17 protein-coding genes, 2 rRNA genes and 1 pseudogene are annotated in these 23,101 nt (G+C 65.1%); 17 read left to right on the top strand and 3 right to left on the bottom strand.

Annotated elements, in window-relative coordinates; translation table 11 throughout:
• Window positions 1-29 precede the first annotated feature (29 nt).
• Entirely contained in the window at window positions 30-1,412 is a 1,383-nt protein-coding gene (purB, locus tag FGL15_RS07850) for an adenylosuccinate lyase (RefSeq protein ID WP_064296029.1), read from the bottom strand.
• Window positions 1,409-1,936 carry a low molecular weight protein-tyrosine-phosphatase gene (locus tag FGL15_RS07845; RefSeq protein WP_079704175.1) on the bottom strand — a complete coding sequence of 176 codons (528 nt, stop codon included), beginning with the start codon at window positions 1,934-1,936 and terminating at the stop codon, window positions 1,409-1,411. Before FGL15_RS07845 ends, purB begins: the two co-directional genes overlap by 4 nt.
• Window positions 1,937-2,112: 176 nt before the next feature.
• On the opposite strand from FGL15_RS07845, the gene FGL15_RS07840 reads away from it, so the two are divergent.
• Window positions 2,113-2,421, top strand: coding sequence for a hypothetical protein (locus FGL15_RS07840; protein ID WP_138945615.1), 309 nt, complete (start codon window positions 2,113-2,115; stop codon window positions 2,419-2,421).
• Window positions 2,414-3,856, top strand: coding sequence for a hypothetical protein (locus FGL15_RS07835; RefSeq protein WP_138945614.1), 1,443 nt, complete (start codon window positions 2,414-2,416; stop codon window positions 3,854-3,856). Before FGL15_RS07840 ends, FGL15_RS07835 begins: the two co-directional genes overlap by 8 nt.
• A gap of 20 nt (window positions 3,857-3,876) precedes the next feature.
• Here the strand turns inward: FGL15_RS07835 and FGL15_RS07830 are convergent, their stop codons facing one another.
• Complete coding sequence (locus FGL15_RS07830) at window positions 3,877-4,269, bottom strand: phage holin family protein (protein ID WP_085511684.1); 393 nt, start codon at window positions 4,267-4,269, stop codon at window positions 3,877-3,879.
• Window positions 4,270-4,369: 100 nt separating this feature from the next.
• On the opposite strand from FGL15_RS07830, the gene FGL15_RS07825 reads away from it, so the two are divergent.
• The 15 genes and pseudogenes from FGL15_RS07825 (at window position 4,370) to FGL15_RS07755 (ending at window position 23,066) form a co-directional block, all read left to right on the top strand.
• A complete protein-coding gene (locus FGL15_RS07825; protein ID WP_240773854.1) occupies window positions 4,370-5,521 on the top strand; it encodes a histidinol-phosphate transaminase in 1,152 nt (383 codons plus the stop codon).
• Window positions 5,518-6,656 (top strand): annotated as a pseudogene (locus FGL15_RS07820) (thiamine pyrophosphate-dependent enzyme). The gene FGL15_RS07825 and the pseudogene FGL15_RS07820 overlap by 4 nt, the downstream one beginning before the upstream one ends.
• Window positions 6,653-7,633 (top strand): alpha-ketoacid dehydrogenase subunit beta, encoded by a 981-nt coding sequence (locus FGL15_RS07815; protein ID WP_370282136.1) that lies wholly within the window; start codon window positions 6,653-6,655, stop codon window positions 7,631-7,633. The pseudogene FGL15_RS07820 and the gene FGL15_RS07815 overlap by 4 nt, the downstream one beginning before the upstream one ends.
• A 26-nt stretch (window positions 7,634-7,659) precedes the next feature.
• Window positions 7,660-9,033 carry a dihydrolipoamide acetyltransferase family protein gene (locus FGL15_RS07810; protein ID WP_138945613.1) on the top strand — a complete coding sequence of 458 codons (1,374 nt, stop codon included), beginning with the start codon at window positions 7,660-7,662 and terminating at the stop codon, window positions 9,031-9,033.
• A gap of 47 nt (window positions 9,034-9,080) precedes the next feature.
• On the top strand, window positions 9,081-9,422 hold the full coding sequence (locus tag FGL15_RS07805) for a helix-turn-helix transcriptional regulator (RefSeq protein ID WP_168223350.1): 342 nt from the start codon (window positions 9,081-9,083) through the stop codon (window positions 9,420-9,422).
• Between the two features lie 46 nt (window positions 9,423-9,468).
• Entirely contained in the window at window positions 9,469-10,659 is a 1,191-nt protein-coding gene (locus tag FGL15_RS07800) for a type II toxin-antitoxin system HipA family toxin (protein WP_168223349.1), read from the top strand.
• Window positions 10,660-10,801: 142 nt separating this feature from the next.
• Window positions 10,802-11,776, top strand: a complete 975-nt coding sequence (locus FGL15_RS07795; protein ID WP_138945610.1) for a metal ABC transporter solute-binding protein, Zn/Mn family — start codon at window positions 10,802-10,804, stop codon at window positions 11,774-11,776.
• Window positions 11,773-12,627, top strand: a complete 855-nt coding sequence (locus tag FGL15_RS07790; RefSeq protein WP_138945609.1) for a metal ABC transporter ATP-binding protein — start codon at window positions 11,773-11,775, stop codon at window positions 12,625-12,627. The genes FGL15_RS07795 and FGL15_RS07790 overlap by 4 nt, the downstream gene beginning before the upstream one ends.
• On the top strand, window positions 12,624-13,523 hold the full coding sequence (locus tag FGL15_RS07785) for a metal ABC transporter permease (protein WP_085511689.1): 900 nt from the start codon (window positions 12,624-12,626) through the stop codon (window positions 13,521-13,523). The genes FGL15_RS07790 and FGL15_RS07785 overlap by 4 nt, the downstream gene beginning before the upstream one ends.
• Before the next feature lie 92 nt (window positions 13,524-13,615).
• Window positions 13,616-14,017 (top strand): Fur family transcriptional regulator, encoded by a 402-nt coding sequence (locus FGL15_RS07780; protein ID WP_079704165.1) that lies wholly within the window; start codon window positions 13,616-13,618, stop codon window positions 14,015-14,017.
• A 7-nt stretch (window positions 14,018-14,024) separates the two neighbouring features.
• Window positions 14,025-15,113 (top strand): permease, encoded by a 1,089-nt coding sequence (locus FGL15_RS07775; protein WP_369821859.1) that lies wholly within the window; start codon window positions 14,025-14,027, stop codon window positions 15,111-15,113.
• Window positions 15,106-15,918 (top strand): TIGR03943 family protein, encoded by an 813-nt coding sequence (locus tag FGL15_RS07770; RefSeq protein WP_240773852.1) that lies wholly within the window; start codon window positions 15,106-15,108, stop codon window positions 15,916-15,918. The genes FGL15_RS07775 and FGL15_RS07770 overlap by 8 nt, the downstream gene beginning before the upstream one ends.
• A complete protein-coding gene (locus FGL15_RS07765) occupies window positions 15,908-17,374 on the top strand; it encodes a hypothetical protein (RefSeq protein ID WP_138945608.1) in 1,467 nt (488 codons plus the stop codon). Before FGL15_RS07770 ends, FGL15_RS07765 begins: the two co-directional genes overlap by 11 nt.
• 602 nt (window positions 17,375-17,976) lie before the next feature.
• A 16S ribosomal RNA gene (locus FGL15_RS07760) occupies window positions 17,977-19,497 on the top strand.
• Between the two features lie 452 nt (window positions 19,498-19,949).
• Window positions 19,950-23,066: ribosomal RNA gene (locus FGL15_RS07755) — 23S ribosomal RNA — on the top strand.
• Together the 16S and 23S rRNA genes form the textbook arrangement of a ribosomal RNA operon.
• Window positions 23,067-23,101: the final 35 nt, after the last annotated feature.

The raw sequence follows: 23,101 nt of genomic DNA, 5'->3' as shown, positions 1-23,101 counted from the left end.
CCATTCCTGGGCGAACGAGCACTGACCGGCTACGGCAGGTAGTCCACCAGGTCGTCGGAGAGCCCGAGGTAGGTCGCCGGGGTGAGCTCGAGCAGGCGCTGCTTCGCGGCGTCGCCGATGTCGAGCTTGGAGACGAACTCGACGAGCTCCGCCTGGCCGAGACGCTTGCCGCGCGTGAGCTCCTTGAGGAGCGCGTAGGGGTCCTCGATGCTCGAGCGACCGGCGGTCACCTCGGCGCGGATGACCGTCTGGATCGCCTCCGCGAGCACCTCCCAGTTGTGGTCGAGGTCCGCGGCGAGCACGTCCTCCGCGAGGTCGATCTGGCCGAGGCCGCCGAGGATGTTGTCGAGGGCGAGCAGCGAGTGGCCGAACCCGACACCGATGTTGCGCTGGGCGCTCGAGTCGGTGAGGTCGCGCTGGAGTCGCGAGGTGACGAGGGTGGCGGCGAGGGAGTCGAGGATCGCGCTCGACAGCTCCAGGTTGGCTTCGGCGTTCTCGAAGCGGATCGGGTTGACCTTGTGGGGCATGGTCGACGAGCCGGTGGCGCCCGCGACCGGGATCTGTCGGAAGTAGCCGATGGAGATGTACGTCCACATGTCCGTCGCGAGGTTGTGCAACACGCGGTTGGCGTGGGAGATCTTGCCGTAGAGCTCGGCCTGCCAGTCGTGCGACTCGATCTGCGTCGTCAGCGGGTTCCAGTCGAGGCCGAGCCCCTCGACGAACTCGCGCGAGATGGCGGGCCAGTCCGCGTCGGGATCGGCGACGACATGGGCGGCGAAGGTGCCGGTCGCGCCGGAGAACTTGCCGAGGTACTCGTTCGCCTCGATCTGCAGGGCGATGCGCTCGAGTCGGTAGACGGTGACGGCGAGCTCGCGGCCCATCGTGGTGGGCGTCGCCGGCTGGCCGTGGGTGCGGGCGAGCATCGGGACGGCCCGGAAGTCGACGGCCTTGGTGCGCAAAGAGTCGAGGACGAGTCTCAGCTTCGGCAGCCAGATGGCGCGGACGGCCTGGGACACGGTGAGCGCGTAGGAGAGGTTGTTGATGTCCTCGCTCGTGCAGGCGATGTGGGTGAGTTCGGCGATGCGGTCGAGCCCGAGCTCGGACAGGCGGTGGCGCACGAGGTATTCGACGGCCTTCACATCGTGACGCGTGACGGCCTCCTTCTCGGCCAGCCAGTCGATGTCGGCCTGGCCGAAGTCGAGGTAGAGCGCGCGGAGCTGCTCGATCTCCGCCGGGGTGAGTGGGGAGGAGCCGAACATCGAGTGCTCGGTGAGGTAGACGAGCCACTCGACCTCGACCTGCACGCGGGCGCGGTTCAGGCCGGCCTCCGAGAGGTACTCTCCGAGCGCCGTCACGGCGGGGCGGTAGCGACCGTCGAGCGGGCTGAGCGGCTGTGCGGGGAATTCGGTCATGGGGTGGCTCCCTGGGTCAGTGCTGGTTCGAGCTGGTGGAAGAGGGATCTGCAGGCATGGTCGATCATGCCGAGGACGGTCTCGAACATCTGGGCGTCCGAGTAATAGGGGTCGGGCACGTCGCGGGTCCCGGAGGTGCTGTCGAAGCTCAGGAGCAGGTGCACTTTGGAACGGTCGGCGTCGTTGCCCGCCCAGGCCCGCAGGATGCGTTCGTGACTGCGGTCGAGGGCGACGACGAGGTCGTAGCTGTCGAAGCGGTCCGGGTCGAACTGCTTGGCCCGGTGGGCGGTGGCGTCGTGGCCGTGCGCTCGCAGTGCGGTGACCGTGCGGTGGTCGGCGTGCTCGCCGACGTGCCAGTCGCCGGTGCCGGCGGAGGAGACCTCCACGACCCGCTCCAGCCCGGCGGCCGCGACGAGGTCGGTGAAGACGCTCTCGGCCATCGGGGATCGACAGATGTTGCCCGCGCAGACGAAGCACACGCGGAACGGGGTCGTGCCGGGGTCGGCCTCCCCGAGGGTGTTCATGCGTCTATTCTGGCCGACCGCGCCCGAGCCGTCGAACCGTTCTCAGCTGACTCCGCTCCACAGCTCCACTCCGGTCAGCTTCCTCCACATCAGCACGGTGTGCCGTCGTGACCGCTCCACCGGTTGGGCAGAGTCGAGCGTGATGCCGGCGGTGGGCGGGCGGAGGGCGAGGGGACATGGCGTTGGAGTACGACCCGTTGGCGATGGGCTTCGCGTCGCAGCCGACGGCAGAGGAGGCTGCCTCGATCCTCGAGGGGCGCGCTCGATGTCTCGAGGAGGTTCTGCTCGAGCTGGAGCCGGAGATCGTGAGGTTCGCGCAGGCGCGCAGCGGTCTCGAGTGGGTCGGTCCCGCAGCCGTGCAGTTCGGCTGGTCCGCGGACGAACTGACCGCAGTGCTTCGTGGAGCGGCCTCTGCACTCGATGAGGGACTCAGGAGCGCTCGTGGGGCGGCATCGTTGATCGCCGTGGGAGCGGAGCATGAGTGACGACCTCACCATCCGAGGCGGTGGTGTCGTAGCCGTCGCCACGGAGGATCATCTGCTCCTCGGCGCGCTGCTCCTCGAACTCGGCGAGGCCTGCGCGAGCTGGGCCGACCGCGTGGAATCGGTGTCGACCGACGACGTGTCCCTGGTGCCCGTCGGCCCGACGATCGTTCCCCAAGCCGATCCCGGGGCGGGAAGCGGGGCGGCTGCGAAGGCCGCCACCAGCTTGCGGCGTGCGAGCGACGACGCGAGCCGGTTGGGCGGGCATCTGATCGTCGGCGCGGAGCAGTACGGAGAGCTCGAGCGGATGGTCCAATCGTTGTTCACGTTCACCGGGGGCGCCGCGGGGTGGGTCCTGGGAGCCTCCCCATTGATCCCCCTCGGTGTCCTCGCCGCCGTTGGAGAGGTCACGCTCATCAGGACGGTGTTCCGCGGAATGTTGGGGTTGCTGTCCTCGGACCTGCAGGACGGCTTCGATGAGGCCTCGGTGAAGACTGCGCGTGAGCTGATGTCGTCACCCGCGTTCGTCGCCCTCGTGCGCGGAGTCGTATCGGGCTCCGACGAGTTCCTGATCGGCGCGTTCGGTCTGCCGGCGATGCTCGACGCGAACCGCCTGAGCGAGCAGGGCATCACCGGGGTGGCGTTCGCAGCCGCAGTCGCACTGCGCGGAGTCGATCGTGCCGGCCTCCTCACTCCCGCGGCGCCGGTCCGCACGGTCGAGGTGAAGGCCCAGGGCGCTCCGGCGCCCCTGAAACCTCCGACCCGGTACGAGGACCTCGTCGAGCGGATGCCGCACGGAGGAGCAGGCTCGCCGCAGATCAGGATCGAGCGGTACGAGGACGCTTCCGGCGCCGACCAGTGGATCGTCTGGTCGGGTGGAACCATCGAGACCGGGTTCCCTGAGACGTCGACCGAGCCCTTCGACAACCGCAGCAATGTCAACGCCGTCGCAGGTCTGGAGGCGGAGAGCGCCGAAGCGACCCTCCAAGCCATGCGACTCGCGGGTGTCCCGGACGGCGCCTCCGTGCTCCACGTCGGGTACTCCCAGGGCGGCATCATCGCGTCCCGCATCGCCGCCAGCGGTACCTACGACTCCTCGGTCGTCACCTTCGGATCGCCGGTCGAATCCGTCGACTTCGCGGACGACCTCCCGCGCACCCATGTCGAACACACCGAGGACGTCATCCCCGCACTCTCCGGTGAACGACGCGACTCACTCAACGGGGGTACCGTCGTCCAGCGTTCGTTGTACGACGGAGGGCCACCGCCGGCCGGTGACGATCCCCTTCCGGCTCACAATCTCGACCGCTACCGGGAGACGGCGCGCCTCATCGACCAGTCCTCGGAGGAGCGGCTGACGCCAGCGATCGACCCCCTCGCCGGGCTCACGGGCACCGGGGAGGTTTGGCAGTACCGGGCCGACAAGATCCTCCCGTGAACGGGCGGTGGAGCCGAGGGTCAGTCCTTCGCCTTGGGGCGGATGACGATGCCGAGCAGCCAGTTCACGATCGAGATGACGATCGCCCCGAGGACGCCCCACCAGAAGCCGTCGACGGTCAGGCCGAACCCGAACCAGCCGCTGATTCCGGCGGTGATGAGGAGCAGGAGCCCGTTGATGAGGAGCCCGATCAGACCGAGCGTGAGGATGTAGAGGGGGAACGCGAGCACCTTGATGACCGAGCCGATGATGGTGTTCACGACCGCGAAGATGAGCGCTACGAGCGCGAAGGTCAGGATCGTCTCCAGTGTGCCGCCGGGCGCGTACGGCGTCACGTTCACACCGGCGACGATGAGGGTCGTGACCCAGATGGCGAAGCCGTTGACGATCAGGTTCAGCAGAAAACGTCCCATGAGGGCAATCCTCCCACCCTTGCCGCAGCGGGCAAAGGGCCGATTCGGACCGGCGCACTGCATTCCGACGCAGGTATCCTTCGCGGCCTAGACTCGTCGAGTGAGTGACAACCTGCCAACCACCGCCCAGCCGGCCGCTCAGCCGGGCCGGAGCCCGGTCCGTCTCCGTCCGGAGATCGCAGATCTGCCGCCCTACCGCCAGGGCAAGCCGGCCGCACCCGACGCCTTCAAGCTCTCCAGCAACGAGGTCCCGTTCCCGCCGCTCGACGCCGTCCTCTCGGCCATCACCGACACGGCTGCGCACTCCCACCGCTACCCCGACGGCGCCGCACTCGCGTTGCGCACGGCGCTCGCCGAAACCAACGGCGTCACGCCGGAACGCATCCACATCGGGGCGGGCTCGGTCGCACTCCTCAGCCAGTTCATCACCGCGACCGCCGGTCCGGGAGACGAAGTCGTCTTCGCCTGGCGCTCCTTCGAGGCCTACCCGGGTCTCGTGACCGTCGCCGGAGCGACGTCGGTGCGCGTCCCGAACCGGCCCGACGGCTCCCACGACCTCGAGGCGATGGCCGCAGCCGTCACCGACCGAACCCGCGTCGTCATCGTCTGCACGCCGAACAACCCCACGGGCCCGGTCGTCGAGCGCGCCGCCTTCCTCGCCTTCCTCCGCTCCGTGCCGTCCGACGTGCTCGTCCTCCTCGACGAGGCCTACCGCGAGTTCGTCACCGACGATGACGCCGTCAACGGCATCCCGCTCCTCGACGAGCACCCGAACCTCGTCGTGCTCCGCACCTTCTCGAAGGCCTACGGACTCGCCGGCCTCCGCGTCGGCTGGGCCATCGGCCACGAGCTCGTTCTCAACGGCGCCCGTAACGCGGCCATCCCGCTCTCCAGCACCGCGCCGGCGCAGCAGGCGGCCATCGCCGGACTCGCGAACGCCGAAGACATCCGAGCCCGCGTCGCGGTCATCACCGCACGACGCGACGACCTCGCCGCCGCACTCCGCGAGCAGGGCTGGTTCATCCCCGCGGCACAGGGCAACTTCGTCTGGTTCGGCCTCGGCGAGCACACGGCCGCGGCGAACGAGACCTTCCTCGCGCACGGCATCGTCGGCCGCGCTTTCCCCGGCGACGGCGTCCGCATCTCGATCGGTGAAGCCGAGTCGATCGAACCGCTGCTCGCCGCCGCTGCAGAGATCCTCGCCGGACTGCCGGCCGACCACCCGACACGAGAGGGAGTGCGCTCACGATGAGCCGTTCCGGAGACGACCCCACCGTGCCCAGCGTCCAGTTCATCGACGCGGCCGGCACCTTCGCGCCGAACGAACACGCGGAGCGCTATCAGCCGTTCCTCGATCGCCTGACCGAGACCGACCTGCAGCAGTTCTACCGCGACATGGCGAACGTCCGTGCCTTCGACATCGAGGCGACGAACCTGCAGCGCCAAGGTCAGATGGCGCTGTGGCCGCCGAGTCACGGCCAGGAGGCGGCGCAGGTCGGTTCGGCCCGTGCGGCGCGAGCCCAGGACCACATCTTCCCTCCTACCGCGAACACGTCGTCGCGATGATCCGCGGTGTCGACCCCATCGACATCGTCCGCCTCATGCGCGGCAACACGCACGGCGGCTGGGACCCGGCAGATCCGTCCAACGGCAACATGCACCTGTACACCCTCGTGCTCGCCGCCCAGACCCTGCACGCGACCGGCTACGCGATGGGCCTGAACTTCGACAAGGCCGTCGGCACCGGCGACCCCGACCGCGACACGGCCGTGCTCGTCTACTTCGGCGACGGCTCGAGCTCCGAGGGTGACGCGAACGAGGCGTACATCTACGCCGCCAGCTACCAGACGCCGCAGGTGTTCTTCCTGCAGAACAACCAGTGGGCCATCTCCGTCCCCGTCTCCCGCCAGGCCCGCGAGCCGCTCTACCAGCGCGCCGCCGGGTTCGGCCTCGACAGCGTCCGCATTGACGGCAACGACGTCCTCGCGAGCTACGCGACGGCGGCGAAGCACCTCGACGACGCCCGCGCTGGCCACGGCCCGAGCCTCATCGAGGCGATGACCTACCGGGTCGGCGCCCACACCACGAGCGACGACCCGACGAAGTACCGCACCGACGACGAACTCCAGTCCTGGATCGCCCGCGACCCGATCGTCCGGTTCAAGACGTACCTCCAGGGGCTCGGCGCTTCGGACGCGTTCTTCGCCGAGGTCGACGAGGAGGCCGCTGCGCTCGCCGAGGACACCCGCGTGCGCACGCTCGCACTCGAGGCGCCCGGTCCCGAGCTCATGTTCGAGGGCGTCTACTCCGAACCGCACCCGCTCATGGTCGAGCAGCAGGCCTGGCTCGAACGCTACGAGGCCTCGCTCGAAGGAGGCAACGCATGACGATGACCACCATGCCGATGGCGAAGGCGTTGAACGCCGGCCTGCGCAAGGCGATGACCGAGGACGACAAGGTCCTGCTGATGGGCGAGGACATCGGCCCGCTCGGCGGCGTCTTCCGCGTCACCGAGGGCTTGCACGCCGAGTTCGGCGGCGACCGCGTGCTCGACACCCCGCTGGCGGAGTCCGGCATCGTCGGCACCGCGATCGGCCTCGCCATGCGCGGCTACCGTCCGGTGTGCGAGATCCAGTTCGACGGCTTCGTGTTCCCGGCCTTCAACCAGATCACGACGCAGCTCGCGAAGCTCACCAACCGGCACGAGGGCAAGCTGCAGATGCCCGTCGTCATCCGGATCCCCTACGGCGGACACATCGGCGCGGTCGAGCACCACCAGGAGAGCCCCGAGGCGTACTTCGCCCACACCGCCGGCCTGCGCGTGGTCAGCCCGTCGACCCCGAACGACGCCTACTGGATGATCCAGGAGGCCATCGCCTCGAACGACCCGGTCGTCTTCCTCGAGCCGAAGAGCCGCTATTGGCCGAAGGGCGAGGTCGACCTCGACGGCTCGGCCGCGCCACTGCACGGTAGCCGCATCGTCCGCACCGGCACGGAGGTCACCCTCGCCGGGCACGGCGCGATCGTGAGTGTCATGCTGCAGGCGGCTGAACTGGCTGCCACGGAGGGCACGAGCGTCGAGGTCGTCGACATGCGCTCGCTGTCGCCCATCGACTACGACCCGCTCGTCGAATCCGTCCGCCGGACCGGCCGCCTCGTCTACGTGCAGGAGGCGCCCGGCTTCACGAGCGTCGGCTCGGAGATCGCGGCGACCGTCACCGAGCGCGCCTTCTACTCGCTCGAGGCACCCGTTCTTCGGGTGTCCGGGTTCGACACCCCGTTCCCGCCGGCGAAGCTCGAAGGCGTCTACCTCCCGGATGCCGACCGCATCCTCGAGGCCGTCGATCGCTCGCTGGCGTACTGAACACCGAAGGAAGACGAGGAACCACGATGAGTGATCTCCAGTTCGAACTGCCGGACGTCGGCGAAGGCCTGACCGAGGCCGAGATCGTCGCATGGAAGGTCGCGCCGGGCGACGCCGTCTCGGTCAACCAGGTGCTGGTCGAGATCGAGACCGCGAAGTCGCTCGTCGAACTCCCGTCGCCGTTCGCCGGCACCGTCGGCGCCCTGCTCGTCGAGGAGGGCCAGACCGTCGACGTCGGGACGCCCATCATCAGCGTGAGCACCGGTGGTGGGGCAGCGGCGGCCGAGCCGACCGCGCCCGCACCGGCGGTCGTCGAGTCGGAGGAGGCCACGCTGGCCGCCGACACCGCGGCGAGTGTCTCTCCCGCCGAAGAGCCGCGCCCTGGCGCCGTGCTCGTCGGGTACGGCAGCGCCGGCAGCACCTCGAGCCGTCGCCGTGGCCGTGGCGCGACGCCGGTCGTCGAGCCGGCGAGCCCGGCCGTCACCCCGCAGCCGCCAGTGCGCCGCCAGCCACCGTCGAGCATCCCGGCCGCATCCGCGCTGCCGGTCATCGCCAAGCCGCCGATCCGGAAGCTCGCGAAGGACCTCGAGGTCGACCTCACGGCCATCGAGGGCACCGGGCTCGCGGGGGAGATCACCCGCGACGACGTCATCCGCGAGGCCAGCCAGGCGAGCGTGTTCCGCAACATCGAGACGCCGGAGTGGGCCGACGAGCGCGAGGAGCGCATCCCGGTCAAGGGTGTCCGCAAGGCCATCGCCACGGCCATGACCCGCAGTGCCTTCACCGCGCCGCACGTCTCCCTGTTCGTCGACGTCGACGCGACGCGCACCATGGAGTTCGTCAAGCGACTGAAGAACTCGACGGACTTCGCCGGCGTCAAGGTCTCGCCGCTGCTCATCATGGCGAAGGCGATGATCTGGGCGGTCCGCCGCAACCCCACGGTCAACAGCGAGTGGACGGACCAGGAGATCATCGTCCGCCACTACGTGAACCTCGGCGTCGCCGCCGCGACACCGCGCGGACTGATCGTCCCGAACGTCAAGGAGGCGCAGGCGATGAGCCTGCTCGAGCTGGCGCGCGCCCTCGAGACCCTCACCCTCACGGCCCGCGACGGCAAGACGCCGCCGGCCGACCAGCAGAACGGCACGATCACGGTGACGAACATCGGAGTCTTCGGCATGGACACCGGTACCCCGATCCTCAACCCGGGCGAGGTCGGCATCGTCGCGCTCGGCACGATCAAGCAGAAGCCGTGGGTCGTCGACGGCGAGGTGCGCAGCCGCTTCGTGACGACGCTCGGCGCCTCCTTCGACCACCGCGTGGTGGACGGCGACGTCGCGAGCCGCTTCCTGGCGGACGTCGCGTCGATCATCGAGGAGCCGGCGCTGCTGCTCGATTAGTGTCATTAGATTGACACTGAGATCGGCTCAATGCGAAAGTAATGAGCATGAGCCGAAACAAGATCGTCATGTCGGTGCAGGCGGCGGACGCCGCTCGCATCCTTGGACAGCAGATTCGGCTGAGTCGACATGCTCGGAAGATGACTGCTGCGCAGCTTGCCGTACTCATCGACGTGTCCCCGCGCACGATGACGCTCATCGAGCGCGGTGACCCTTCCGTGTCGTTCGGGCATGTCCTCAATGCCGCGGTCGCAGCCGGCGTCGCACTCTTCGACATCACCGATCCGAAGACGCTGGCCCGAACCCGAGGGCAAGGCGAGCAAGTCCTGACGCTTATCCCATCCAATGTTCGCAACCGACGCGAGCAGGGAACCGACGATGACTTCTGACGGTCGCACATACGTATGGATGTTCCCGGAAGGACACCGTGAACCGGTGGTCGCAGGGGTCTTGTTTCGGTCCCAGACCGCCAGCGGCCTGGCATTCCAGTACGCCCGCAGTTATCTCGAGTCCGGCGGAGTGAGTCTCGGCCCGGACCTGCCCGCCGAACGAGGAGTTGCATACCCGCCGATACCCGGCATCGGCATGCCGTTCACGATTCGCGACGCGATGCCAGACAACTGGGGGCGACAGGTCATCAACCGTCAGCTCGGTGTCGACCACGAAGACACGCTCCCTGACGTGCGGTACATGCTCGAATCGGGGTCCGAACGCGTCGGGGCCATCGACTTCCAGGCCAGCGCGACGGAGTATGTTCCGCGTGACGGTGAGAGCTCACTGCGACGAGTGGCGGAGGCAGCGGCCGCCATTGACGACGATGTACCCGTAGGCCCCGAATTCGACGCAGCGGTGCGGAACACGCTCACCGCTGCCGGAGGATCCCAGCCGAAAGCGTTCGTCCGGATGGAAGATCGTTCCTGGCTGGCCAAGTTCACCACCGGTTATGACCGGGTGAGCCCGCTCATCAAAGCCGAGCGGGCCGCCATCTTCATCGCGTCGAAAGCAGGCATCGATGTGCCGGACGCGCGGCTCGTGGACATCGGCGGTCGCGGACTCACGCTCCTCATCGAACGCTTCGACCGTGACGGCGAGGGGCGACGAATGGTGCTATCTGGAAACACGATCATCGCATTCGCGGGGGCATCGGGCGCGTCCTACCCGCAGCTCGTCCAGAAGATGGTCGACTTGTCCTCGGAGCCAGCGGAGATCGGGCCGGAACTGTTCCGTCGACTGGCGTTCCGGATGGTCATGCGCATCGATGACGACCACCTGCGGAACATCGCCGCGTTCTGGGATGGCGAGCATGCGGAATTCACACCGGCCTTCGACCTCTCACCCGACCTGAACGCTTCGCCGACCGGTCTCACCGACATCGGCGAAGGCAGTCGGGCATTCAGCCTCCAAGCCCTGGTGGAGCGGCATAGCTTCTATCGAGTGCGGCAGGCAGAGGCGCTGGCCATCGCCCACCACATGATCGATGTCGTCCGCGCTTCTCGTGAGGAGGCCGCCAGCATTGCGCAGATGAACGAGAGTGAGACAGAGCTCCTGATACGACGCACCGCGACCCCTGAGATCCTCGGTTCTGTCGATGCTGTGCGTCGTGCAAGGCGCTCCGTGGGCCTATGAACGCGGCCTCACATCGGGGAGAAGCGGGACGCTCTCGCCTGTCCGCCCCGGTGGCCTCTTGAGCCCTCCGAGGGGCGATTTTGAGAATCAGTATCAATAGGCGTAGCGTTGGTGTTCTCACCCCGATCGAGAAGGTTCATCAATGCGCGCTCGCACCCTGCTCCCGGCCTTGGCCATCCTCCCGGCAGCCGCCCTCGTCCTCGCGGGCTGCTCCGGCAGCAGCGCGTCGAGCGCGGCCGACGACGGCAAGATCAACATCGTCGCCTCCACGAACGTGTACGGCGACATCGCCTCGAAGATCGGCGGCAAGGACGTCGAGGTGATCTCGCTCATCTCCTCGGCCGCCCAGGACCCGCACTCCTACGAGGCGAGCACGCAGGACCAGCTCTCCATCAAGAACGCCGACCTCGTCATCGAGAACGGCGGCGGCTACGACCCGTTCGTCGACACGCTCCTCGACGCAGCCAAGAACGAGTCCGTCGAGGTCGTCAACGTCGTCGACCTGTCGGGCCTCGCCCCGGACGACGACCACGCCGACGAGCAGCACACGGACGAAGCACACGCCGAGGACGACGGCCACGACCACATCGAGGGCTTCAACGAGCACGTCTGGTACAGCTTCCCGACGATGGCGAAGCTCGCCGACGAGCTGGCCAAGGAGCTCGGCGAACTCGACAGCGCGAACGCGGCCACGTACACCGCGAACGCGAAGGCCTTCACCGACTCCCTCGGCACGATCGAGACGGCCCAGGCCGCGATCAAGACCGCGCACGACGGCGAGGGCGTCGCCATCACCGAGCCCGTCCCGCTCTACCTGCTCGAGGGCGCCGGACTCGTGAACCGCACCCCAGAGGCGTTCAGCGAGGCGATCGAGGAGGGCACCGACGTGTCGCCGACCGTCCTCAAGGAGACGCTCGACCTCTTCGGCGGCGGATCGGTCGCGCTGCTTGCCTACAATGAGCAGACGAGTGGCGGCGAGACCGAGCAGGTCAAGACCGCCGCGGAGAACGCAGGCGTGCCGGTGCTGTCATTCACCGAGACCCTCCCGGACGGCAAGGACTACCTCTCGTGGATGACCGAGAACGTCGACGCCGTGGCGGACGCCCTGAATCGATGACCAGCGGTCCGACGAACGGCTCAGGCCCCGTCGACGTCCTCGCACTCGCCGGGGCCGAGCTCGGGTTCGGCGGTCGCACGCTCTGGGACGGCCTCGACCTCTCGGTGCGCCCGGGGGAGTTCCTCGCCGTGCTCGGCCCGAACGGCTCCGGCAAGACGAGTCTGCTGCGCACCATCCTCGGGCAGCAGCAGCTCGACCGAGGGACCATCAGGGTCGCCGGAGGCCCGGTGCACCGCGGCGACCGCCGCATCGGCTACATCCCGCAGCAGAAGCTCATCCCCGCCGGCACGCCGATGCGCGGTCGCGATCTCGTCGCCCTCGGCGTCGACGGTCACCGCTTCGGACTCCCCATCCGCACCGCGGCGACGAAGCGTCGGGTCGACGAGCTGATCGCCTCCGTCGGCGCGACCGCCTACGCCGACGGCGCCGTGGGCACCCTGTCCGGCGGTGAGCAGCAGCGGCTCCGTGTCGCCCAGGCGCTCGCGGACGACCCGATCCTCCTGCTCTGCGACGAACCACTGCTCAGCCTCGACCTCCAGCATCAGCGCGGGGTCAGTGAACTCATCGACCGTCGCCGACGCGAGCACGACACGGCGGTGGTCTTCGTCACCCACGACGTGAACCCGGTGCTCCCCATGGTCGACCGCATCCTGTACCTCGCGGGCGGGCGGTTCCGGGAGGGCACCCCCGACGAGGTGCTCCGCAGCGAGGTGCTGTCCGAGCTCTACGGCACGCCCGTCGACGTGCTCCGCAGCCACGGTCGGGTCGTCGTGGTCGGCATCCCCGACAGCGAGACCCATCACCATCACCACGATGATCCGCACACCGGTGCGGTGGGGGTCGGCGCATGAACACCGACGATCTCTGGGGACGCCTGTTCAACTTCCAGGACTACGGCGCACTCCTCGAACTCGTGCAGAACTCGATCATCGCCGGCGCGGTCCTGGGCATCGTCGGCGGCCTCATCGGCGTGTTCGTCATGCAGCGGGACATGGCGTTCGCGGTGCACGGGATCAGCGAGCTGTCCTTCGCCGGCGCTGCCGGTGCGCTGCTGTTCGGGGCCAACGTCGTCGTCGGGTCCCTCGCGGGGTCCCTCGTCGCCGCGATCCTCATCGGCCTGCTCGGCTCGAAAGCGCGCGACCGCAACTCGATCATCGGGGTGCTCATGCCGTTCGGCCTCGGCCTCGGCATCCTGTTCCTCGCGCTCTATCCGGGCCGGAGTGCGAACAAGTTCGGGCTCCTCACGGGGCAGATCGTCTCGGTCGACGACCCGCAGCTCGGCCTCCTCATCGTCATCAGCATCGTCGTGCTGGTCGCCCTCCTCCTCCTCTGGCGACCGCTCAGCTTCGACAGCCTCGACCCGGACGTCGCCGCAGCGCGTGGGGTGCCGAGCCGGTTCGTCTCGCTCGCCTTCATGGTGCTGCTCGGGCTCACCGTCGCGGTGTCGGTGCAGATCATCGGTGCGTTGCTCGTCCTCGCGCTGCTGGTGACGCCCGCGGCCGCGGCGCTCCGGGTGTCGTCGTCGCCCGTGCTCGTCCCGGTGCTGAGCATGCTGTTCGGCTTCGTCTCGGCGGTCGGCGGCATCCTGCTCGCCATCGGAGGATCGCTCCCGATCAGCCCCTACATCACGACGATCTCCTTCCTCATCTACCTCGTCTGCCGCATCGTCGGGCCGCGCACCGCGTCCGGGCGACGTGGTCGTCGGGCACCCGTCGGCGAGACGCGGCACGCCCAGGTCGCACGATGATCCTGGACCGTGCACCGCGTCCGCGTGGAGCTGCTTCGGAGCGTCCTCCGAGCGGTTCCCGGGTACCCTTGAAGCGACAGGCAGGAGCACCCGTGGCGAAGCGCAACACCTGGCAGCGAGAAGCTGTCCGCGAGGCCCTCGGCGGCAACGACGGATTCATCAGTGCCCAGGGTCTGCACGCAGAGCTCCGCGACACCGGTTCACCGATCGGGCTCGCGACCGTGTACCGCGCCCTCTCCGACCTCGCGGTCGAGGGCGAGGCGGACTCCCTGCAGTCGCCGGAGGGCGAGAACCTCTACCGTGCCTGCACGCCGGGCACCCACCATCACCACCTCATCTGTCGCAATTGTGGTCTCACCATCGAGATCGAGGCCGACGAGGTCGAAGCCTGGGCGCGCTCGGTCGCGTCGCAGCACGGGTTCACCGAGGCGAAGCACGTCGTCGACGTGTTCGGGCTCTGCGAGAACTGCTCGGCGGCGGCCCAGCGCGCGTGAGGCCGGAGTGAGCAGGACGACCGGAACCCTCGGGGTCGACGACGACTGGACCGCGCCCGACGACGACGGCGCGGAGCACTGGGGTCGCACCGAGGGGCGTGATCCACGGAACCTGCGGACGCCGCTCCTGATCGGTGTCGCACTGCTCGTGGTGGTCGGACTCTTCGTGCTCCGGGCGCTCATGCCGCTCGGTGAGGCGCTCACCCCGCCCACCGCGGTGCGCGACTTCGTGACCCTGACGCTCAGCGTCGTGGTGGAGTCGCTGCCGTTCGTGGTGCTCGGCATCGTGCTGTCGATCCTCGTGCAGATCTGGCTTCCCGACGGCTGGCTCGAGCGGTGGTTGCCGACGCAGCCGATCCTCCGCCGAGCCTGCATCTCGCTGCTCGGCATGTTCCTGCCGGTCTGCGAGTGCGGCAACGTCCCGCTCGCCCGCGGCCTCATCGTGCGCGGGTTCACGGTGCCGGAATCGATCACCTTCCTGCTCGCGGCGCCGATCCTCAACCCGATCGTCATCGTCACGACGCATCAGGCCTTCGGCTGGGACGGCGGGATCCTCGTCGCCAGGCTCGTCGGCGGGTTCCTGCTCGCGAACCTCATCGGGTGGCTCTTCAGCAAGCACCCCGATCCCAGCTCGCTGCTCACACCGACCTTCCAAGCCAGCTGCGAGGTGACCGAGCAGCACGGGCACGAGCACACGAAGGTGGAGCGCAGCCTCCAGCAGTTCGTCGCCGAAGCGCGCGCGATCATGCCGGCGCTGCTCATCGGGTCGGCCGTGGCCGGCGCGGTGCAGGTGCTCGTGCCACGCGAGGTGCTCGTCACCCTCGGCGCGAACCCCGTCTGGTCGGTGCTCGCGATGATGACGCTCGCCGTGATCGTCTCGATCTGCTCGAACGTCGACGCCTTCTTCGTGCTGTCCTTCGGATCGACGTTCATGCCCGGCTCGATCGTCGCCTTCCTCGTCCTCGGCCCCGTCGTCGACGTCAAGATGCTCGCACTCATGCGCACCACCTACACGACCAGGACCCTCGTGATCATCACCGCGGTCGCCGTGCTGTTCTCGGCGGCCCTCGGATTCGGAGTGAACGCCCTTGCCTGATCAGAACGCCACGCACGGACACGCGCACACCGACACGTCGACGGTCGGCGATCGTCGCGTCCCACTGCTCGAACGCCTCCGGCAGCGATGGTGGGGCGTGCTGCTGCTCGTCACCGCCGCCGTGTGCATCCTCTGGCTCGCGCTGACCGATCGCCTCGGGCTCTACATCCACCCGCGCTACTTCGTGTTCACCGTCATCATGGCGCTCATCGCGGTCGCGCTCGGCATCGTCAGCGTCCTCGTCCATGTGGACGTCGAGGAGGTGCCGAGGCGTCGCGGGCGAACGGCGCTGCAGCTCGCCTCCGTCGTGGGCAGTCTCGCGGTGGTCGGCGCGATGGTGGTGCTCCCGCCGTCGACGCTCTCGGTCGCGACTGCCGACCAGCGCGCGGTGAACTCCGGCACGCTCGCGGGGGAGGTCCAGGGGCAGGACGCCCAGACGGTGCTGACCTCGAACCCGGACTTCAGCACCTTCGGCATCAAGGACTGGGCGACGCTGTTGCGTCAGACGACGCGTCCCGCCGACCTCGAGGGGCGCGCCTTCACCGGGGTCGGCTTCGTGATCGCCGATCCGGACGCGGCCGACGTCTTCTACGTCTCGCGGTTCGTCGTGAACTGCTGCGCCGTGGACGCCCAGCCGGTCGGTGTGCCCGTGCAGCTCGACGGCTGGGATCGACAGCTCAAGCCCGGTGACTGGGTCGAGGTCTCGGGCGCGCTCACCGCGAGCGACGCCTCGCATCTGCCGTTGGTGGTCGGGACGGCGAAGGTCGACAAGGTCGAGGAGCCGGCGGACCCGTATGACTACTGATCGCCGGGATGCTGCACGAGGCCGGTCGACGCAAGCCGCCGGCGACCGGAGCGGTTTCGGCCGGCTGGTCGCGATCGTGCTGATCGCGCTCGTCGTCATCGGTGGCGGCGCGGCCGTCGTGGGCTTGACCCAGGGGCCGAAGCTCGTCCGCACGGTGGTCGACCCGACCGGACTCGTGGAGTCCTGGGGCCAGCGGGTCGTCCTGGCGGTGAACCAACCGATCGCGGATCTCGGGTCGGACCGAGTGCGGATCGAGCCGGCAGCCGACTTCGACGTCAGTACCGGGGCCGGCGGAATCACGCTGGTGTTCCCCGAGCCGCTCGCCTACGCGACGGACTACCGGATCACGGTCGACGGGGTCACCGCACCGGGTGGCGGACCGGCGGCCACGCTCACGACGTCGTTCTCGACGCCGCCCGTCGAGGGGTTCTCGCTCGTGAGGAGTCCGGTCAAGGACGGCGGCTCGGCGGCGACGAAGGCGGACGACCGGATCGTGCGCCTCTCGATCGGCGGTGGTGAACCCGAGACCGCGTACGAAGCGGCGAAGATCCAGGAGTTCGCGACGATCGGCGACTCCCTGATCGTCGTGGAGCAGGAGACGAGCGGGCTCGGCCGCATCGTGGTGGTGGACACGACCGACGGGAGTACCCAGGAGGTGGCACTCCCGATGGGCGGGATGATCACCTCCTTGCAGACCGCTCCGGCGCAGAGTCGGGTGGGGTTCCTGTTCACGGAACAGTCGTTCGGCCGCGATGGGGGCGACAACCTCACGCTGTACTCGTTCGAGCTGCGCGAGGGGAAACCCACGGAGGCCGCCCGGGTCGGCGGGATCGACGGGGCCGCGGTCCAGGCGGCGGAGTGGTCGTTCGTGCCCCGGACCTCCTCGATGCTCGTCCGCACGGTGGACAACTCGCTCGAGCTGCTCGATCCTGCTGCGACGACCGACCCGGTGCTGCTCGGGCGGGCCTCCCTCATCTCGAGCTACATCCCGGGCACCACCAAGGTCGTCATCGAGCAGGTCGACGGTGTGGTCGTGCTCGACCTCGCGACGGGGAAGAGCGAACCGTTCGTCCTGCCCTCGCTGGCACCCACCGAGATCCCCGGACAACTCGTCGCACTGTCCGAGTCCCTGTCGGCCAGGATCTACGCCGACTACGACCGCGCCGCCGGAACCACGGAGCAGCGGGTACTGGCGATCAAGGACGGCGCGACCGCCGAGCTCTATCGACCTGACGCGGGTGCCGTCATCTGGTCACTGTGCGCGAGCCCGAACGCGGAGTACGTCGCGGTCGTCGTCGTCCCCGACTTCGCGAAGGCCGGGTTCGACGGGTACGCCAACGCGCCGATGCCCAACGGTCCCGAGATCGAGGTCGTCGACGCCCGCACCGGCAAGGTGGTCGGGACGCAGGCCGGTTTCGACCTGTCCTGGTGCGCCGGCACGGGTGTCGCGCAGTGACCCTGCGCCGACCCGTTCGCGGCCGCCTCGGCGAAAACCGCGTAATTCCGGGCGACACGCCCGGGATGCAAGCGGAATTTGCCACGATCCCGAGACACACGTAGAGTAATCACTCGTCACCCCAAAGGTGCGGGAAGCGGAAGAGCTTCTCGGCCTCAAGCGGGGACAATCCCCAGCCAAAAGCGAGAACATTTCGATGTTACCGCTTCAAGTCTCGGTTGGATGACTTCCTCCTGGTGTCACTCGTGCTCAGCATGACTCTGTTCGCAGAGCGGCTGAAACGCCGAGTTGACAACAAGCCGGGAAGATGTAAGATAGAGAAGTTGCCCTGCAGGGCGGTCGTGATGGCCAAAGGCAGGAGCATCCGATCCTTGAGAACTCAACAGCGTGCACAATGTCAAATGCCAAAAACCTCGTGCAATTGATGCCTTCCTTTTCGGTTGGTTGATGTTGTAAGAGATTCCTTTGGAAAACATTTAAACAAAACAAAGCAAGTCAGTAATGATTTGTTCTGTCAGTTTCAAACTTGCATCGTGTTCACCTATTCCGGTGGCATGGTGCGCGAAATGTGCCGGCTGCTTCGGTGGTCGTGCAATTCAACATTTACGGAGAGTTTGATCCTGGCTCAGGACGAACGCTGGCGGCGTGCTTAACACATGCAAGTCGAACGATGAAGCCCAGCTTGCTGGGTGGATTAGTGGCGAACGGGTGAGTAACACGTGAGTAACCTGCCCTTGACTCTGGGATAAGCGTTGGAAACGACGTCTAATACCGGATACGAGCTTCCACCGCATGGTGAGTTGCTGGAAAGAATTTTGGTCAAGGATGGACTCGCGGCCTATCAGCTTGTTGGTGAGGTAATGGCTCACCAAGGCGACGACGGGTAGCCGGCCTGAGAGGGTGACCGGCCACACTGGGACTGAGACACGGCCCAGACTCCTACGGGAGGCAGCAGTGGGGAATATTGCACAATGGGCGAAAGCCTGATGCAGCAACGCCGCGTGAGGGACGACGGCCTTCGGGTTGTAAACCTCTTTTAGCAGGGAAGAAGCGAAAGTGACGGTACCTGCAGAAAAAGCACCGGCTAACTACGTGCCAGCAGCCGCGGTAATACGTAGGGTGCAAGCGTTGTCCGGAATTATTGGGCGTAAAGAGCTCGTAGGCGGTTTGTCGCGTCTGCTGTGAAATCCCGAGGCTCAACCTCGGGTCTGCAGTGGGTACGGGCAGACTAGAGTGCGGTAGGGGAGATTGGAATTCCTGGTGTAGCGGTGGAATGCGCAGATATCAGGAGGAACACCGATGGCGAAGGCAGATCTCTGGGCCGCTACTGACGCTGAGGAGCGAAAGGGTGGGGAGCAAACAGGCTTAGATACCCTGGTAGTCCACCCCGTAAACGTTGGGCGCTAGATGTGGGGACCATTCCACGGTTTCCGTGTCGTAGCTAACGCATTAAGCGCCCCGCCTGGGGAGTACGGCCGCAAGGCTAAAACTCAAAGGAATTGACGGGGGCCCGCACAAGCGGCGGAGCATGCGGATTAATTCGATGCAACGCGAAGAACCTTACCAAGGCTTGACATATACGAGAACGGGCCAGAAATGGTCAACTCTTTGGACACTCGTAAACAGGTGGTGCATGGTTGTCGTCAGCTCGTGTCGTGAGATGTTGGGTTAAGTCCCGCAACGAGCGCAACCCTCGTTCTATGTTGCCAGCACGTAATGGTGGGAACTCATGGGATACTGCCGGGGTCAACTCGGAGGAAGGTGGGGACGACGTCAAATCATCATGCCCCTTATGTCTTGGGCTTCACGCATGCTACAATGGCCAGTACAAAGGGCTGCAATACCGTAAGGTGGAGCGAATCCCAAAAAGCTGGTCCCAGTTCGGATTGAGGTCTGCAACTCGACCTCATGAAGTCGGAGTCGCTAGTAATCGCAGATCAGCAACGCTGCGGTGAATACGTTCCCGGGCCTTGTACACACCGCCCGTCAAGTCATGAAAGTCGGTAACACCCGAAGCCAGTGGCCTAACCGCAAGGATGGAGCTGTCTAAGGTGGGATCGGTAATTAGGACTAAGTCGTAACAAGGTAGCCGTACCGGAAGGTGCGGCTGGATCACCTCCTTTCTAAGGAGCATGTGCAACGCTCGTCTGTATACAGCGAGGTTTACGTTGCCAAGTCACACTGAGACGAATGTTCTCGGGTGGCGCTCATGGGTGGAACATTGACATTGATGCAGACGTGAGAGTCTGCCAGCAAGTACGTCTTCTTCGGGGGATTGGAACGGTGGCCGGCTCGAGGGTTTGCATATGCACGCTGTTGGGTCCTGAGGGACCGGATCTTCTCCGCTTCGGTGGAGGAAGGACGAACCTCAGGGCCTCTTTTGCTTGACATCAATGGTCAAGGAGAGAGGTACCGCCCGTACTTTGAGAACTACACAGTGGACGCGAGCATCTTAGATTCATGACCCTTTGGGGTTGTGGATCACAAAGATCAAAACATGCTTCTTCGGAAGTGATGTTGATCATTGGTCAATCTGCATCAGGTAACTGATGCCGATCGATTCAAACTCATGTGATTTCAAATTTCTAAGAGCAAACGGTGGATGCCTTGGCATCTGGAGCCGAAGAAGGACGTAGTAATCTGCGATAAGCCTCGGGGAGCTGATAAACGAGCTGTGATCCGAGGATTTCCGAATGGGGAAACCCCGCCAGGCCCTTGTGGTGATCTGGTGACTCCCGCCTGAATATATAGGGCGGGTAGAGGGAACGGGGGGAAGTGAAACATCTCAGTACCCCCAGGAAGAGAAAACAACAGTGATTCCGTCAGTAGTGGCGAGCGAAATCGGAAGAGGCTAAACCGGGCATGTGTGATAGCTATCAGGCGTTGCATGTCCGGGGTTGTGGGACTTCTCACTCCGAACTGATATTCGGGGAGCATTAGAACGTGGTATAGACGAATGGGATTGAAAGCCCAGCCAGAGACGGTGCCAGCCCGGTAGTCGAAATGCTGCAATCGTGCGAGGAGTATCCCAAGTAGCACGGGGCCCGAGAAATCCCGTGTGAATCTGTCAGGACCACCTGATAAGCCTAAATACTCCCAGATGACCGATAGCGGACAAGTACCGTGAGGGAAAGGTGAAAAGTACCCCGGGAGGGGAGTGAAATAGTACCTGAAACCGTTTGCTTACAAACCGTTGGAGCACCCTTGTTGGTGTGACAGCGTGCCTTTTGAAGAATGAGCCTGCGAGTTAGCGATATGTGGCGAGGTTAACCCGTGTGGGGTAGCCGTAGCGAAAGCGAGTCTGAATAGGGCGATTCAGTCGCATGTCCTAGACCCGAAGCGAAGTGATCTATCCATGGCCAGGTTGAAGCGACGGTAAGACGTCGTGGAGGACCGAACCCACTTAGGTTGAAAACTGAGGGGATGAGCTGTGGATAGGGGTGAAAGGCCAATCAAACTTCGTGATAGCTGGTTCTCTCCGAAATGCATTTAGGTGCAGCGTTGCGTGTTTCTTGCCGGAGGTAGAGCTACTGGATGGCCGATGGGGCCCAAAAGCTTACTGACGTCAGCCAAACTCCGAATGCCGGTAAGTGAGAGCGCAGCAGTGAGACGGTGGGGGATAAGCTTCATCGTCGAGAGGGAAACAACCCAGACCACCAACTAAGGTCCCAAAGCGCGTGCTAAGTGGGAAAGGATGTGGAGTTGCACAGACAACCAGGAGGTTGGCTTAGAAGCAGCCACCCTTGAAAGAGTGCGTAATAGCTCACTGGTCAAGTGATTCCGCGCCGACAATGTAACGGGGCTCAAGCACGCCACCGAAGTTGTGGCATTGATATTTTTGGTAGGCCTTCGTGGTCCAGCCGTATTGATGGGTAGGAGAGCGTCGTGTGGCGAGTGAAGCGGCGGTGTAAACCAGCCGTGGACGCTACACGAGTGAGAATGCAGGCATGAGTAGCGAAAGACATGTGAGAAACATGTCCTCCGAAAGACCAAGGGTTCCAGGGTCAAGCTAATCTTCCCTGGGTAAGTCGGGACCTAAGGCGAGGCCGACAGGCGTAGTCGATGGACAACGGGTTGATATTCCCGTACCCGCGAAGAACCGCCCAAGATAATCCAGTGGTGCTAAGAGTCCTAACCCGGACGACTGATTCCCTTCGGGGATGATGGGTCCGGTCTAACGCTCGACCCCATGCTGGTGCGTTTAGCGTATTAACAGGTGTGACGCAGGAAGGTAGCCTATGCCGGGCGATGGTTGTCCCGGTGTAAGTGCGTAGGCTGAGAGATAGGCAAATCCGTCTCTCGTGAAGGCTGAGACACGATACGGACCCGTAAGGGATAGTAGGTGATCCTATGCTGCCAAGAAAAGCATCGACGCGAGGTTCTAGTGGCCCGTACCCCAAACCGACTCAGGTGGTCAGGTAGAGAATACTAAGGAGATCGAGAGAATCGTGGTTAAGGAACTCGGCAAAATGCCCCCGTAACTTCGGGAGAAGGGGGGCCTGAGGCGTATTAGGACTTGCTCCGAAAGCGTTTGAAGGCCGCAGAGACCAGTGGGAAGCGACTGTTTACTAAAAACACAGGTCCGTGCCAAGTCGCAAGACGATGTATACGGACTGACGCCTGCCCGGTGCTGGAAGGTTAAGAGGAACGGTTAGCCGCAAGGCGAAGCTGAGAATTTAAGCCCCAGTAAACGGCGGTGGTAACTATAACCATCCTAAGGTAGCGAAATTCCTTGTCGGGTAAGTTCCGACCTGCACGAATGGCGTAACGACTTCCCAGCTGTCTCAACCGCGAACTCGGCGAAATTGCATTACGAGTAAAGATGCTCGTTACGCGCAGCAGGACGGAAAGACCCCGTGACCTTTACTACAGCTTGGTATTGGTGTTCGGTGTGGCTTGTGTAGGATAGGTGGGAGACTTTGAAGCTTGGACGCTAGTTCAGGTGGAGTCATTGTTGAAATACCACTCTGGTCACTCTGGATATCTAACTTCGAACCGTAATCCGGTTCAGGGACAGTGCCTGGTGGGTAGTTTAACTGGGGCGGTTGCCTCCCAAAAAGTAACGGAGGCGCCCAAAGGTTCCCTCAACCTGGTTGGCAATCAGGTGTCGAGTGTAAGTGCACAAGGGAGCTTGACTGTGAGACTGACAAGTCGAGCAGGGACGAAAGTCGGGACTAGTGATCCGGCAGTGGCTTGTGGAAGCGCTGTCGCTCAACGGATAAAAGGTACCTCGGGGATAACAGGCTGATCTTGCCCAAGAGTCCATATCGACGGCATGGTTTGGCACCTCGATGTCGGCTCGTCGCATCCTGGGGCTGGAGTAGGTCCCAAGGGTTGGGCTGTTCGCCCATTAAAGCGGTACGCGAGCTGGGTTTAGAACGTCGTGAGACAGTTCGGTCCCTATCCGCTGCGCGCGCAGGAAATTTGAAAGGATCTGACCCTAGTACGAGAGGACCGGGTTGGACGAACCTCTGGTGTGTCAGTTGTTCCGCCAGGAGCACCGCTGATTAGCTACGTTCGGGATGGATAACCGCTGAAAGCATCTAAGCGGGAAGCCGGCCTTAAGATGAGATTTCCATGCCTTCGGGCGAGAGGCTCCCAGCCAGACTACTGGGTTGATAGGCCGGATGTGGAAGAGAGGACGAAAGACTCTCGGAGCTGACCGGTACTAATAAGCCGATAATTTGATAACACTTTCTTTGTTTGAATACGAAGATGCTACGCGTC

The organism is Plantibacter sp. M259 (genome assembly GCF_006065115.1).
In the GTDB taxonomy this organism is placed as follows: domain Bacteria; phylum Actinomycetota; class Actinomycetes; order Actinomycetales; family Microbacteriaceae; genus Plantibacter; species Plantibacter auratus.
This window is presented reverse-complemented; position numbering and strand designations above follow the sequence as displayed.

Bases quoted from the DNA above. Each gene is read 5' to 3' on its own strand.
- purB (WP_064296029.1), bottom strand. From the start codon at position 1,412: ATGACCGAATTCCCCGCACAGCCGCTCAGCCCGCTCGACGGTCGCTAC.
- FGL15_RS07835 (WP_138945614.1), top strand. From the start codon at position 2,414: ATGAGTGACGACCTCACCATCCGAGGCGGTGGTGTCGTAGCCGTCGCC.
- FGL15_RS07840 (WP_138945615.1), top strand. From the start codon at position 2,113: ATGGCGTTGGAGTACGACCCGTTGGCGATGGGCTTCGCGTCGCAGCCG.
- FGL15_RS07830 (WP_085511684.1), bottom strand. From the start codon at position 4,269: ATGGGACGTTTTCTGCTGAACCTGATCGTCAACGGCTTCGCCATCTGG.
- FGL15_RS07785 (WP_085511689.1), top strand. From the start codon at position 12,624: ATGAACACCGACGATCTCTGGGGACGCCTGTTCAACTTCCAGGACTAC.
- FGL15_RS07805 (WP_168223350.1), top strand. From the start codon at position 9,081: ATGAGCCGAAACAAGATCGTCATGTCGGTGCAGGCGGCGGACGCCGCT.
- FGL15_RS07765 (WP_138945608.1), top strand. From the start codon at position 15,908: ATGACTACTGATCGCCGGGATGCTGCACGAGGCCGGTCGACGCAAGCC.
- FGL15_RS07790 (WP_138945609.1), top strand. From the start codon at position 11,773: ATGACCAGCGGTCCGACGAACGGCTCAGGCCCCGTCGACGTCCTCGCA.
- FGL15_RS07795 (WP_138945610.1), top strand. From the start codon at position 10,802: ATGCGCGCTCGCACCCTGCTCCCGGCCTTGGCCATCCTCCCGGCAGCC.
- FGL15_RS07810 (WP_138945613.1), top strand. From the start codon at position 7,660: ATGAGTGATCTCCAGTTCGAACTGCCGGACGTCGGCGAAGGCCTGACC.
- FGL15_RS07845 (WP_079704175.1), bottom strand. From the start codon at position 1,936: ATGAACACCCTCGGGGAGGCCGACCCCGGCACGACCCCGTTCCGCGTG.
- FGL15_RS07815 (WP_370282136.1), top strand. From the start codon at position 6,653: ATGACGATGACCACCATGCCGATGGCGAAGGCGTTGAACGCCGGCCTG.